Annotated in this window: 11 protein-coding genes; 8 read left to right on the top strand and 3 right to left on the bottom strand. The window is 45.9% G+C overall.

What is annotated here, in order from left to right:
* Positions 1-29: 29 nt before the first annotated feature.
* Complete coding sequence (locus tag R7127_RS09550; protein ID WP_031781164.1) at positions 30-830, bottom strand: PhzF family phenazine biosynthesis protein; 801 nt, start codon at positions 828-830, stop codon at positions 30-32.
* A 146-nt stretch (positions 831-976) separates the two neighbouring features.
* Between R7127_RS09550 and R7127_RS09545 the strand changes: the two genes are divergently transcribed.
* The gene (locus R7127_RS09545) at positions 977-1,426 is read left to right on the top strand and encodes a YkgB family protein (protein ID WP_213899877.1); all 450 of its coding nucleotides are present in this window, start codon (positions 977-979) and stop codon (positions 1,424-1,426) included.
* A gap of 198 nt (positions 1,427-1,624) precedes the next feature.
* Here R7127_RS09545 and R7127_RS09540 read toward each other — a convergent pair whose 3' ends face one another.
* Together R7127_RS09540 and R7127_RS09535 are read right to left on the bottom strand one after the other, a co-directional pair.
* Complete coding sequence (locus R7127_RS09540) at positions 1,625-2,101, bottom strand: DM13 domain-containing protein (RefSeq protein WP_005376099.1); 477 nt, start codon at positions 2,099-2,101, stop codon at positions 1,625-1,627.
* A gap of 195 nt (positions 2,102-2,296) precedes the next feature.
* On the bottom strand, positions 2,297-4,621 hold the full coding sequence (locus R7127_RS09535; protein WP_262584682.1) for an FdhF/YdeP family oxidoreductase: 2,325 nt from the start codon (positions 4,619-4,621) through the stop codon (positions 2,297-2,299).
* Between the two features lie 666 nt (positions 4,622-5,287).
* On the opposite strand from R7127_RS09535, the gene R7127_RS09530 reads away from it, so the two are divergent.
* The 7 genes from R7127_RS09530 (at position 5,288) to manA (ending at position 13,796) form a co-directional block, all read left to right on the top strand.
* Positions 5,288-6,172: a LysR family transcriptional regulator gene (locus R7127_RS09530; RefSeq protein ID WP_005460961.1), complete on the top strand. Its 885-nt coding sequence runs from the start codon at positions 5,288-5,290 to the stop codon at positions 6,170-6,172.
* 53 nt (positions 6,173-6,225) lie between these two features.
* Positions 6,226-7,056 carry a formate dehydrogenase accessory sulfurtransferase FdhD gene (gene fdhD / locus R7127_RS09525; protein WP_213895324.1) on the top strand — a complete coding sequence of 277 codons (831 nt, stop codon included), beginning with the start codon at positions 6,226-6,228 and terminating at the stop codon, positions 7,054-7,056.
* Positions 7,057-7,462: 406 nt separating this feature from the next.
* A complete protein-coding gene (gene uhpT, locus R7127_RS09520; protein ID WP_005479317.1) occupies positions 7,463-8,857 on the top strand; it encodes a hexose-6-phosphate:phosphate antiporter in 1,395 nt (464 codons plus the stop codon).
* Positions 8,858-8,996: 139 nt separating this feature from the next.
* The gene (gene uhpA / locus R7127_RS09515; RefSeq protein WP_005394558.1) at positions 8,997-9,605 is read left to right on the top strand and encodes a transcriptional regulator UhpA; all 609 of its coding nucleotides are present in this window, start codon (positions 8,997-8,999) and stop codon (positions 9,603-9,605) included.
* Positions 9,605-11,107: a signal transduction histidine-protein kinase/phosphatase UhpB gene (gene uhpB, locus R7127_RS09510; RefSeq protein WP_213895323.1), complete on the top strand. Its 1,503-nt coding sequence runs from the start codon at positions 9,605-9,607 to the stop codon at positions 11,105-11,107. The genes uhpA and uhpB overlap by 1 nt, the downstream gene beginning before the upstream one ends.
* 6 nt (positions 11,108-11,113) lie before the next feature.
* A complete protein-coding gene (locus R7127_RS09505) occupies positions 11,114-12,454 on the top strand; it encodes an MFS transporter (RefSeq protein WP_318148385.1) in 1,341 nt (446 codons plus the stop codon).
* A gap of 124 nt (positions 12,455-12,578) precedes the next feature.
* Entirely contained in the window at positions 12,579-13,796 is a 1,218-nt protein-coding gene (manA, locus tag R7127_RS09500; protein WP_170890085.1) for a mannose-6-phosphate isomerase, class I, read from the top strand.
* Positions 13,797-13,843 lie beyond the last annotated feature (47 nt).

Genomic DNA, 13,843 nt, shown 5'->3' with positions numbered 1-13,843 from the left:
CGAAAATAAAATCATTCCCACAAGGACCGCTACGCGATTCTCATATATCCTCGCAATATCGTTACTGCATTTCCAGAAAGCTTAACGTGCTCAGTGCTTAACAACTCTGTATGGACGACCCCACTTCTCTTGGAGGCTTGGAAGCCTTTCAGTTGCTTTTTGTTGAGCTCTTTAGCCCAGTAAACACATAAAGCGCAATGTGCAGAGCCTGTAACTGGGTCCTCATTAACACCTACCCAAGGCGCGAAGTATCGAGAGACAAAATCGGCGTCAGTGCTTGATTGAGCAGTGATGACGACGCCACGGCCTTTTTGTTTAAGCAGCGCACCAAAATCAGGGTCGAGCTGTTCAAGCACAAATTCATCATTAATGACGACCAACTGCTTATTATCAAACTGACCGTAGGCGACTACATTGGCGGCATCTAGCCCCAAACCATGAAGTAAGTCTTTGTTAATACTAGCTCGCATATCTAAAGTTGGAGCAGGAAACACCAAATGAATTTCTTCATGATCGAGTTGTGCAGTTAAAACCCCAGATAGCGTAACGAACTCAATCGTATCTCCAGTATTATATAACCCCTGCTCTTTCAGAACGTGCGCCGTTGCAAGTGTGCCGTGTCCACACAAAGCAACTTCCGTCCTCGGTGTAAACCAACGAAGTTGCATTGTACTGAGTGACAGAAATGCCGTTTCAGATAACGACATCTCGGCCGCGATGGCCAACATCGTTTCCTCATCAAGGCTTGACTCTGTGATACAAACACCCGCGGGATTACCTTTGAAAACCTCTGATGTAAACGAGTCAACCTGAAAAATTTTAACTTCCACGAAATATCCTTAAGTTCTATCAAACACGTAATTCTGTATCACGTGATTTTTAATATCTGTTGTTTGAGCGAAAAAACCTATGAAATTTTCTACCAACCTTATAGGTCTTGTTGGAAGCGCTAACAAACAGGAGAATGTAGTTAATTATGCAAAACGTAAAAAGCCATCATCAACGTGACTCAATTGGATATCTTATCGGAGTTTTCGGCGTTTCTTTAGTTCTAATATGGATTGGTATTTATAAATTCACACCTACAGAGGCCAAGCTTATACAACCGCTCGTTGAAAATCATTTTCTGATGAGTTGGTTGTATGATGTGATGTCAGTTCAAGCCGTATCAAACATCATTGGCGCAACAGAAATCATTGTCGCTATTGGATTAATCGTTGGCCTTAAAAACACACGAGTCGCTTATTTTTCTGGCATAGCCGCCGCAATTATTTTTCTTGCGACACTCAGCTTTCTAATTACGACACCGAATACATGGAAAGTGTCTGATGGGGTTTTGGTGACAAACTTCTTTTTAGTAAAAGATATTCTATTTTTAGCCATTGCGATTAGCGTCATCGAACGAAACAAGCCAAACAGAGAATAACTCTAAATAGTTCGAAATCTTGTTTTTCCAGAACGTAGCCTGAAAGGTGCAAACGACTTACAAGTCGAATGGTTCTGTCAATAACTCTAAACAAAGGCTCTTAAATTTAGAATGTTTAAGAGTCTTTGCCTCTTAATTATGCGAAACAACATCTTAGCGTAAAGTGAAAAGAAAAGCCTTTTACTCTACTGCTAAGGTTTATTGATACTTTGCCGAAGTAATGAACTCACCGAATGTCTCGCACCATACAACAACCGTATTGTATTCAGAAATTGAAGTGCTTTGAGGAACCTCAACAACGAAGTTATCGAACGTTTTTACATCACCAATTAAGCTCATTTCAGATTTAAGGTCATTAAACTCTTGTTCCGTTTCGACAAACTTAGGAGATAGATAGAGTTTATAGTCTGGTCCGGGAGCGAGTTTTCCTACCAACGTAATGACTTCAGAACTCAAATGAATCTCTCCCTCTCCCCAATGAAAAGCATCGCTACCTTTGAGTTCCCTCTTAAACACTGCGCTGTATTCTGCACCTTGCTTGCTCTTAGCAACTTGTTCATCGGTCGGCGCAGGTGGTGCAATAAGGATCGGTAAAGTATAGATACCTATCGCAATGCCAATAGAAACTGCCACTAAGTGACTGATTGTTAATTTAATTATATTTTTCAAGGTCATAAGCATCTTCTTATTAGTTTTACTACTTGAAATTAGATTCAAATCGGCCTTATCTGTCTATTATCGAGCAGCATAATGTCATTAACATTATACACAAGCTATGCGCACTAAATGCAGACTGAGCGCAATTAAAAACGGCTGATAATTAATATCAGCCGTTTGCTTATCGGAAATGTCGTTGTGCCGGTTTGGTCACTATTCCGCTTCCACCAAAGCGATCTTATCGGATGTCGATTTTTCCAATTTTATCGCAATAAACTTAGAGGTTGGCGTAAACGTTCTATCCCCATAACTGTCCAAAGGAACTAATGGGTTTGTTTCTGGATAGTAAGCCGCCGCCTGACCTGCTGGTACATCATAGGCAACAAGCGTAAATCCGCTCACACGGCGCTCAACGCCATCTTCCCACAATGACACCATGTCCACTTTGTCGCCCGGTTCAAAACCGAGTTTACGAATATCCGCTTCATTGATAAACAGCACTTCGCGCATACCAAATACTCCACGATAACGGTCATTCAAGCCGTAAAGTGTCGTATTGTATTGGTCGTGTGAGCGCATGGTTTGCAAGATCAAATCTGGCTTTTGGCCTTTTTCGAGTATCGCTTCGCTGATCAACTGTTTCGGCAACTCACTAGAGCTGAACTGTGCTTTGCCGCTTGGTGTATTCCATCGACGCTCAGCAGCTGGGTTTACCAAGTGGAATCCACCCGGGTGTTTGAGCTTATGGTTAAAGTCGGTAAAGCCCGGAATCGTGTCGGCAATCAAATCGCGAATACGGTCGTAATCTTCAATCACCCACAACCAATCAATTGGTTTTGCCCCGAGTGTAGCATTGGCAATACCTGCAATAATCGCTGGTTCTGAACGCAAATGCTCCGAACGCGGTTTTAGCTGACCAAATGAGATATGTACCATGCTGAAGGTATCTTCAACCGTCACGCCTTGTGGGCCAGTCGCTTGCTGATCAATCTCAGTACGGCCTAAGCATGGAAGAATAAGCGCATCTTTACCTGTGACAAGGTGAGAACGATTTAACTTCGTCGAAATGTGTACGGTTAAATTACAGTTTCGCATCGCGTTGTGCGTACGTTCTGTGTCTGGCGTTGCTTGTGCAAAGTTACCGCCCAAACCGATAAATACTTTCGCTTGCCCTTCTTCCATCGCTTTAATCGCTTGCACAGTGTTGTGGCCTTCACTACGCGGGACGGCAAAGTTAAATCGACTTTCAATACGATCCAATAACAGACCTGAAGGTTTTTCATCAATGCCCATCGTACGGTCGCCCTGAACGTTACTATGACCACGCACTGGTGAAAGACCCGCGCCCGGCTTACCAACGTTACCTCGTAACATTTGCACGTTTGCGACTTCTTTAATGGTTGGTACAGAGTGACGATGCTGAGTCAACCCCATCGCCCAACACATGATCACACGTTCTGCACGTCTATACATGCTCGCCACCATCTCGATTTCACTTAAATCAAGACCCGATTGTTCCGCGATGTGTTCCCAAGAGGTTGCGTCCACTTCAGCCAAATACTCATCAATACCTATCGTGTGTTGTTTGATGAATTCACGGTCAAATACCGCTTTGCCACCGTTTTGCAATGCCTCGCGTTCCCATTGCAACAAGAATTTCGCGATGCCACGAAACACTGCCATGTCTCCGCCCAAAGCAGGACGCAGGTACGCCGTGTTTGTAGGTTCTGAGCCGTTACTCAACATCTCTATCGGCATTTGTGGGTTTTGGAAACGCTCTAATCCGCGCTCTTTCAGCGGGTTTAGACAGATAACCTGAGCACCACGTTTTACCGCTTCGCGCAGAGGTTCAAGCATTCGTGGGTGATTCGTGCCCGGGTTTTGACCAATCACAAAAATCGCATCAGCTTCTTCAAAATCATCAAAGATCACTGTGCCTTTACCAACGCCAATGGTGTCTTTCATCCCGATTGCACTGGCTTCATGACACATGTTGGAACAATCTGGGAAGTTGTTGGTACCGAATGCGCGCACAAATAGCTGATACAAAAACGCCGCTTCGTTGCTTGCACGACCAGAGGTATAAAACTCCGCTTGGTGCGGTGAATCCAATTGATTGAGATGTTTCGCGACAAGTGTAAAAGCCTCATCCCAAGAGACAGGCAAATAGTGGTCGGATTCAGCATCGTATCGCATTGGGTGCGTGATACGGCCTTGGTATTCCAACCAGTAATCGGTTTGAGTTGAGAGAGAAGAAACGCTGTGATTGGCAAAAAACTCAGGATCAACCAGACGATTGGTCGCCTCCCAGTTTACCGCTTTCGCGCCATTCTCACAAAAATTGACTTTACCACTATCTGGCGACTCGCCCCATGCACATCCCGGACAGTCGAAACCGCCATTTTGGTTGGTTTTGAGCATAGTGCGAATGTTTTTAACTGCATTTTCACTGCCCCACCAACTTCTGGTTACGGCTTTCAGTGCACCCCAACCACCAGCTGGACCTTTGTATGCTTTTATTTGTTCTTTTTGGCTCACGACTTTACTCCTCGCAGATATACCAGCAAGCAGGGTGCCCGTGAAAACAAGCGCGTTATTTATTGAGATAATGCGGAAGTATTGAAGGGCTTAGTTTCTAATCCATGTATTTTTTAATCCAAATAAGTAACCACTCAACACGCTCTCGCTTGTCCGAGCGTTTACTTATCTAGATTCTTGATATCGGATACCCGCCTACTGTTTCTAAGACTGTTAGATTCAATTTGCATTGTTGCGTCTTGATCTAAATCAAAGATTAAGTCGTTATTCAATATGCGTCCAATTGATAATCCTGACCGAGTGATAAACAAAATCTATGACGATTTTTTCCACTGACGGTCATCACATTTTTAATCAATACAATTTATGAGGTTAATCGTTTTCCCATTCGATTCCACCTAGTTCGCTTAACGAACTCAATAAAATCGGCCCTCTTGATAATAGATAATATCTATCACACTATAGATACTTTAAATTTGACCCTAATTAATATCAGGAATAGCCTTGATTCAGATCAATTTTGAGTGTGGTTTTATTCTTGACTTGGTTTTGGTTTTCCATTCCTCAGTTAAAACGCTCCAGCGCTTAAAAAGTACGGTAGTGCTGTGCCCCTTTTAGGGAGTTCCCCCGTACATGTGACTCACAACGCAAGGTGAACAAGCCATTATGGATATCAAACAACTTAAATATCTCATCGCACTTGAACAGACCAAACACTTTGGTCAAGCCGCCGCATTGTGCCACATTACGCAGCCTACCTTGTCCATGAGAATCCGAAGCTTAGAGGAAGAACTCGATCTCGAATTAATCCAAAGAAGTCAACGATTTGAAGGATTTACTGAAGCCGGAGAACGCATTTTAGCTTGGGCAAAAACCGTCTTAGCAGCTCATGATGGATTGCAAGCCGAAGCCGCCAACTGCCGTGGTCAATTGGTCGGCTCTCTTCGGCTTGGAATGGTGCCACTCGCCAGCCAAAACCCTATGCAATTGCTCAAACCATTAGCTCAACAGTTCCCTGAGTTACGCTTTCAAATACTCTCCATGACGACCGAACAGATCATAGACCAACTCAATCGCAATCAACTTGATTTGGGGATGTGTTATGTCGATCAAGTCAACACCGCTTACTTTGATGTTATCGAGCTAGATTCAACCAAACTTGGCGTTTTATTCGATGAGCGTCATTTTGATTTTGCCGAATCTGAAGTGTTGTGGGAGTCACTCAATAACATTCCGCTAGGGCTGCTTTCGAAGGGCATGCACTATCGCCACTCAATTGATCTTAGCTTTGTGAGTAAAGGGCTGGTTCCGCAAACCGTCATTGAAAGTAACTCAACCTTTCACTTGATCCAAGCAGTAACCAGTGGCCTTTGTTGCGCCATTATGCCGCTGAACTGTGGATTGGAAGAGTTGAACGATACGCTTCGCATTATCCCTATCGAAGAAGCCGCCGTTCACGCCCCACTAGGTTTGTTAAAGCGAAAACAAGAACCCTTCTCCGCGCTAACCGATCAGTGCTTCGCAGAAGCAAAAAACATATTCAATCGATAACAAGAATCCACACGTCAATTTTTGGCATACATAACGGCTTATGAGGTGATTTCATGAGATGTACTACTCAATCTTATTTTGAACTGTCCGATTTCAATCAAGCACCACCTCAACCAAGTGCGTTCAATTACCGAGAATTGATTGATGGCCGCTCAGTGCAACAAATGTCGCTGGCGAGTGAATCCGCCTTAGCTATCAGCTATAACGGCATTAGCCAAGCGGTCATGATGGTGACGCCAGGCCATCTGGAAGACTTCGTGAAAGGATTTAGCCTAAGCACAGGCATCGTCCACGACTTCAAAGAGATCAAAGACCTTGAAATTGGCGGCGATCACGAATCTCACTATGCAGAAGTGGAAATCAGCAACCGCGCTTTCTGGGCGTTAAAAACACAACGCCGAAATCTTGCTGGCACAACCGGATGCGGCATTTGTGGCGTCGAGGCTCTTGAACAAGCTTTGCCTGATTTAGCACCGCTGACACCGTCTCTTCCTCCGCGCTCCGATGTATTCGAAGGGCTGCGAGACAAAGTCGCACTGCATCAAGAAGCCGCACGTGAATCTGGCGCGTTACACGCCGCCTTATTTGCAGATTTACAAGGCAACATCAAGTTGTGCCGAGAGGACATCGGCCGCCACAACGCGCTAGATAAGTTGATTGGCGCATTGGCCAACAATCACATCGAGCCTCAAAGTGGCTTCGCAATCATGACAAGCCGTTGCAGCTTGGAGTTGATCCACAAAGCCGTTCGCGCGCGTATCTCCACTCTGGTTTGCTTATCTGCACCTACAGCGTTAACCGTCGAATGGGCAAGAAGAAACCATTTGAACCTAATTCACTTGCCAAAACACGGCTCGCCGCGTCTATACAGTCCTGCGCCTTAACACGTCAACTTAGTCGAATTCCTAATATTTCTAACAGAGACCTCTGGGTCTCTGTTGTATGCTTCTCGTTCCCAATTGATACTTAGCGACAAGACACTATTCTCTCCAACTAAACGTGCTCACCCCTTGCCAGCACTAAGCTTGCGTATATTAACCCGCTTGCATTTGAACGCTTTCCAATCCGATAAGAACCCTGTCAAAAACCCATAAATTAGTAAGGATTTTGTGTGACTCTTTTCACGCTTTTCCACCTTCCTAGGCAATTCTAGGAATTTTTCCTAGCCGATCTAGGCAACCATCTCATGTGCCTCACAAAACCACTCTCTAGAATTCCGCTCAGTCAAAGGTAACAAGAGCACATAACGGTCTCCGTTGTGTTTCTAAAACAATTACAAGAGAGTTCATCATGTTAAAATTCCTCGAACAGGTGCGGAAGCCGACCCTCGATCTTCCTGTCGAAGTTAGAAGAAAGATGTGGTTTAAACCGTTCATCCAATCTTACTTGGTCGTATTCATCGGCTACCTAACCATGTACTTGATTCGTAAGAACTTCAATGTCGCGCAAAACGACATGATCTCAACTTACGGTTTGAGCATGACAGACCTAGGTCTTATTGGCCTTGGCTTCTCCATCACATACGGCATCGGTAAAACCGTTGTGTCTTACTACGCTGACGGTAAGAACACCAAGCAATTCCTCCCTTTTATGCTGATCCTTTCTGGTCTTGCAATGCTTGGTTTCAGCTTCAGCATGGGCGGCGGTAGTGCAAGCCTGTTCTTGATGGTGGCTTTCTACGCTCTGAGTGGTTTCTTCCAAAGTACTGGTGGCCCTTCTAGTTACTCAACCATTACAAAATGGACACCTCGTAACAAACGCGGCTCTTACCTCGGCTTGTGGAACATGTCACACAACGTTGGTGGTGCGGGCGCAGCGGGTGTTGCTCTTTTCGGTGCCAACTACCTATTCGACGGCCACGTAATCGGCATGTTCGTGTTCCCTTCTATCATCGCGATCATCGTCGGCTTTATCGGTATGCGCTTTGGTAGCGACTCACCAGAAGCTTACGGTCTAGGTAAAGTAGAAGAACTTTTCGATGAAGCAGTGAGTGAAGAAGACACCGCCGCTGAAGAAAACCAGATGACCAAAAAAGAAATCTTTGTTGAATACGTTCTTAAAAACAAAGTTATCTGGCTACTTTGCTTTGCCAACATCTTCCTTTACATCGTGCGTATCGGTATCGACCAATGGTCAACGGTATACGCATACCAAGAGCTTGGTCTGTCAAAAGAAACGGCAATCTCTGGCTTTACTCTGTTCGAAGTCGGTGCGCTTGTGGGTACTTTGATGTGGGGTTACTTATCTGACCTAGCAAACGGTCGCCGCGCATTGGTTGCTTGTGTGTCTCTTGGTTTGATCATCGTATCGCTTGAGTTCTACCAACACGCAACAAATGAATTCATGTACTTGTCGTCTCTATTCGTACTTGGTTTCTTGGTGTTTGGTCCGCAACTTCTTATCGGTGTTGCAGCGGTTGGTTTTGTTCCTAAAAAAGCAATCAGTGTGGCTGACGGTGTGAAAGGTACATTCGCTTACCTAATCGGTGACAGCTTCGCGAAACTTGGTCTCGGTATGATTGCAGACGGTACCCCAATCTTCGGTCTAACAGGCTGGAAAGGTACCTTCGCAGCCCTAGATACCTCCGCCATGATTTGTATTGTTTTGCTTGCTTTCGTTGCTATCGCGGAAGAGAAGAAGATTCGACACGCGAAGAAGCTTCAACTTGCACAAAACCAAGCCTAACTTCTCTGCGCGCTTTACTTCGGTAAAGCGCGCAAGATCATTAAAATGAGTTGATCAATTCAGTATCATTAAAGATTTTTCTATTAGCTCCGTTTTGGGGCTTATTGTTGTTTGTTGTCTGCTCTATTTGGTTGTAATGATGATTCATGTTGCTCTAGTTGATGATCACGTCATCGTGCGTTCTGGTTTCGCACAATTATTAAATTTGGAAAGTGATATTACCGTTGTTGGTGAATTTGGTTCTGTCGCCGAAGCACGCACAGGCTTGCCTGCGGTACACCCACACGTCGTCATCCTAGATATTTCCATGCCCGATGAGAGCGGATTAAACTTACTGAGCGAAATTCCAACTGGCATTGCCTGTGTCATGCTAAGCGTGCACGACTCCCCTGCAATGGTGGAAAAATCACTAAAACTTGGTGCAAAAGGCTATCTAAGCAAACGCTGTAGCCCAGACGAACTTATTCAAGCCGTGAGAACCAGTGCGTCTGGCGGCTGCTATCTTACCTCCGACATTGCCATCAAATTGGCAACACCAAGTGACAAAGCTGCATCGCTTTGCCAGCTAACAAGACGCGAAAATGAAGTGTGCCAGCTTTTAGCCAAAGGGCTGGATGTAAAATCCGTCGCGGCAGAGCTTGGCTTGAGCCACAAGACCGTACACGTTCATCGAGCAAATGCCATCGACAAACTCGGCGTGAAAAACAACGTTGAACTCGCCAAACTATTCTCTCAAGAGTCCTTTTAATGCGAGCCTATTCTGTCACAACGATTTGTGGCCTGTTTGTTATGGCCTGTGCTTGGTTCTGTTTGTGGGTGATCGCCTACTACTTTGTCAACGATCCAGAGCTCGCCATTCTGCTTTTCCCATTCGCCTTACGATTGGGGATTGCGCTGCACACTCGCACCGCTTACTGGCCAACAATCTACGTATCAGAATGGGCGCTGACGATTGCACTGGCGACCTTATTAGAACAACCTCAATGGCTCACCGTGCTGATCGCCAGCGTTGCCAGCATCCCTGTCACACTGATTGCGAAAAAATACTACTACGGTGACCAAAACCGCCACTTAGCCGTCATGGGTATTGTGATCATCATTACCGCCTTCATCAACGTAATGGCGGTCGGCTTTCACGTGCCTTCTGTTTACATGGTGTGGTTAGCCAGTATTTCTGGTGGGCTGATGCTGGTTCCTATGTGCTACCTGTTGTGGAGCTATTTGTTCCAAAGTCGTTGGTCTCCGCTTAGCTCTCTCCTACTTAGTAATGCCGTTGTATTTCAGGTGCGTCATATCGTGCTTTATGCGCTGCTTTTGATCGGCAGTATTTTGGTGCAAACCAGTTTACCTGAAGAGCTAAAACGATTTGCGCCATTTTGTATGGCTATCCCAATCATCGTGTTGGCACTTCGTTACGGCTGGCAAGGAGCCCTGCTCGCCACCATGCTCAACAGCATTGCGCTGATTGCGGCTCGCAGCGGCGTATCAAATCTAGAAATCACCGATTTGTTATTATCTCTCTCGGCGCAAACCATCACCGGCATTATGCTCGGCTTAGGGGTTCAGAAACAAAAAGACCTCAATCACAAACTGCGCGGCGAACTTGCACGCAATCAGAATTTGTCTCGCCAGCTTATCAAAGCGGAAGAATCGGTAAGACGCGATATTGCGCGCGAGCTACATGACGAAATTGGACAGAACATCACGGCGATCCGCACACAAGCCAACATCATTAAGCGGGTAAATAACGCCGAAACAAGCGTGGGTTGCGCCGACATGATCGAAGGGCTTTCCCTAAACGTGTACGACACCACTAAGCGACTGTTAAGCAAGCTAAGACCAAAAATGCTGGATGATTTGGACTTAAAAGAATCCGTCGAGCAACTGACGCGAGAGATGGAATTCGCCAATCACGGAACAACTGTTCAACTGAACTGGCAAGGCGATTACACCAGCCTGAGTGACACACTCAAAGTCACCCTATTCCGTTTATGCCAAGAGTCATTGAATAACGCAGCCAAGTACGCAGAAGCGCAGTTGATCAATATTGAACTGACAATTGGAGAAGCTGCGGTGTCACTGATGATTCACGATGATGGTGTCGGATTCAAAGTTCAGGACAGCATGAAAGGCATGGGCGTTCGCGGCATGCAAGAACGTGTGCACGCGTTAGGTGGAAAAATGGTTATCTACTCCACCAGCGATCAAGTGATCGGCACACAAATCAGCATTACTTTACCTAAGGTGTAACTCAAGATGTTTGGATTTTTACGTTCACCTAAATTTACTCAACCGAGCCTGAGCAACGAGCAAATCGACCAGCGTTACCACCTTTGGCGTTTGCACATTATGTTGGGGATGTACATCGGCTACGCAGGTTTCTACTTTACCCGTAAGACCTTTAACTACGCCGCACCAGCGATGATTACCGATCTTGGCTTAGATAAAGGCGATTTGGGTCTTATCGGTACACTTTTCTACATTACTTACGGCTGTTCGAAGTTTATTTCTGGCACGATTTCGGATCGCTCTAACCCTCGTTATTTCATGGGATTAGGATTGATTGCGACAGGTCTGGTCAATATCGCGTTCGGTTTTTCTAGCTCACTCGCGGCTTTCATTACTCTGTGGATCTTAAACGCCTGGTTCCAAGGCTGGGGCTGGCCTTCATGCTCCAAGCTGTTAACCACTTGGTATTCACGCTCCGAGCGTGGCTTCTTATGGGCCATTTGGAACACCGCACACAACGTTGGTGGCGCGCTGATCCCTATTTTGGTGGGCTATTTAACGTTGCACTACAGCTGGCGTGAAGGCTTTATTCTACCCGGCATCATCGGCGTATTACTCGGTCTATTCGTTTGTTGGCGATTGCGCGACAAACCCACAACAATGGGTTTACCAAGTGTCGGCCAATGGCGCAACGACGCACTAGAACTTGCGCAGGAAAATTACGGACGTGGCCTCACCTACCGAGAAATTCTGAAATCGTACGTATTTAACAACAAATACATCTGGCTGCTCGCGTTCAGTTATGTGTTGGTTTACATCGTCCGAACCGCAATCAATGACTGGGGAAACCTGTACTTGACCGAGCAGCATCACTATAGCCTGATTAATGCCAACGCTGCTCTGTCTATGTTTGAAATCGGCGGTTTTGTTGGTTCATTGGTTGCGGGCTGGGGCTCAGACAAACTCTTTGGCGGTAACCGTGGACCAATGAACTTGCTGTTCGCGATTGGGATTTTCTTATCTGTCTCTGCGCTTTGGCTAATGCCTCTGACCAACTTTGCATTCCAAGCAGCGGGATTGTTCTCCATCGGCTTCTTTGTCTTTGGACCACAAATGCTGATCGGTATGGCGGCGGCGGAGTGCTCTCACAAAGATTCTGCCGGCGCGGCAACAGGATTCGTGGGCTTGTTCGCCTACATGGGCGCAGCATTGTCTGGCTATCCACTGGCATTAATTCTTGAAGAATATCATTGGACAGGTTTCTTCATCACCATTTCAGTTTGTGCAGCCGTCATTGGCCTTTTGTTGCTGCCATTTTTGCAAGCGCAGCCATCACGAAAACCACTCGAACCAAAGCCTCGGTTGTAAATCGACTTATCGCCCTTAGGGCAAATTGGCGAGTGACCTAACCGCGCTCGCCCTCCTTATTTAACGTATCTCTGCTCAATTTTTCTTCCGATTCAGTTCGGAGGGTTAACTATGGGAAAAATTCATGAATTTGAACACTATTTCATCGCATAGCTTCTTTCAAATGAACAACAAAATCCAAAACTACGCTTGGGGAAGCACCTCTTCTATTCACGATTTGTTTGGCTTTTCTAACGAAACGAATGAGCCTCAAGCAGAAGTATGGATGGGTACTCACCCAAACGGCTGCTCTGAAGTTCAGGTTGAGCAAAACACGCTGCCTTTGTCTGAACTGATCAAACAAAACCAACCCGCTTACTTATCAGCAGAAACCGCAGCGAAATTTGGCGACCTGCCCTTTCTGTTTAAGATCTTAGCGGCCGAACATGCACTGTCGATTCAAGTTCACCCAAGCAAACAAGATGCCAAAATAGGCTTCGAAAAAGAACAAAGTGCCGGGATCCCACTAAACGCAAGCCATCGTAACTACAAGGATCCAAACCATAAACCTGAGTTGGTGTACGCGCTGACAAGTTACCAAGCCATGAACGGTTTTCGTTCGTATGACGAGATTATTGAGGCATTTGGCCTTTGCGATATCGATGAGCTACGCACACCGCTAGATGCATTCAAACGCGAAATCAACTCACAAGGTTTACGCGATTTCTTTGTGCACATTCTGACCATGGAAGGAGAAACAAAAGAGCGAGCACTGAAACAGCTTCTTGCCCACGCTTCACGTCAATCGGAGCAAGGCACTGGCAGCGACGTTTTCCAGCTCATCTTGGATCTATCCACTCAATACCCCGGCGATGTCGGCTTGTTTGCGCCATTACTGTTGAATGTCATCACGCTGCAACCTGGCGAAGCGATGTTCCTGAGCGCAAGAACGCCACACGCTTACATTAAAGGTACGGGATTAGAGATCATGGCGAACTCAGATAACGTTTTACGTGCAGGACTCACGCCGAAACATATGGATGTTGAAGAACTGGTTAAATGCACAGATTTTGTGCCTAAGCCTTTTGACAGCCTTGTTCTAGAACCCAATGCCAATGGTTGCCAAAGCCTTTACCCCGTTCCAGTGGAAGACTTTAGTTTCAGCATTCTTAACCAACCGAATCACGACGTGGTTGAGGCAAACAGCGCAGAGATTTTGATGGCGATTGATGCCGACCTGACACTCATCAGTGATAACGGTGAGACGTTAACCGCCGCGAAGGGACAATCTGTATTTGTTCCTGCTTACGTTGGCCATTACCGTATTCAAAGTGCGGGACGTGTGGCTCGCGCCTTCAACTAGTTTTTGAACAACCGATTCAAACTAACGTCTGACCCAAGGGACTGGGT

The sequence above is a fragment of the Vibrio sp. 1159 genome, from assembly GCF_033340395.1.
GTDB classification, from domain to species: domain Bacteria; phylum Pseudomonadota; class Gammaproteobacteria; order Enterobacterales; family Vibrionaceae; genus Vibrio; species Vibrio alginolyticus.
This window is presented reverse-complemented; position numbering and strand designations above follow the sequence as displayed.

Bases quoted from the DNA above. Each gene is read 5' to 3' on its own strand.
- R7127_RS09545 (WP_213899877.1), top strand. From the start codon at position 977: ATGCAAAACGTAAAAAGCCATCATCAACGTGACTCAATTGGATATCTT.
- R7127_RS09540 (WP_005376099.1), bottom strand. From the start codon at position 2,101: ATGACCTTGAAAAATATAATTAAATTAACAATCAGTCACTTAGTGGCA.
- R7127_RS09530 (WP_005460961.1), top strand. From the start codon at position 5,288: ATGGATATCAAACAACTTAAATATCTCATCGCACTTGAACAGACCAAA.
- fdhD (WP_213895324.1), top strand. From the start codon at position 6,226: ATGAGATGTACTACTCAATCTTATTTTGAACTGTCCGATTTCAATCAA.
- uhpT (WP_005479317.1), top strand. From the start codon at position 7,463: ATGTTAAAATTCCTCGAACAGGTGCGGAAGCCGACCCTCGATCTTCCT.
- uhpA (WP_005394558.1), top strand. From the start codon at position 8,997: ATGATTCATGTTGCTCTAGTTGATGATCACGTCATCGTGCGTTCTGGT.
- uhpB (WP_213895323.1), top strand. From the start codon at position 9,605: ATGCGAGCCTATTCTGTCACAACGATTTGTGGCCTGTTTGTTATGGCC.
- R7127_RS09505 (WP_318148385.1), top strand. From the start codon at position 11,114: ATGTTTGGATTTTTACGTTCACCTAAATTTACTCAACCGAGCCTGAGC.
- manA (WP_170890085.1), top strand. From the start codon at position 12,579: ATGAATTTGAACACTATTTCATCGCATAGCTTCTTTCAAATGAACAAC.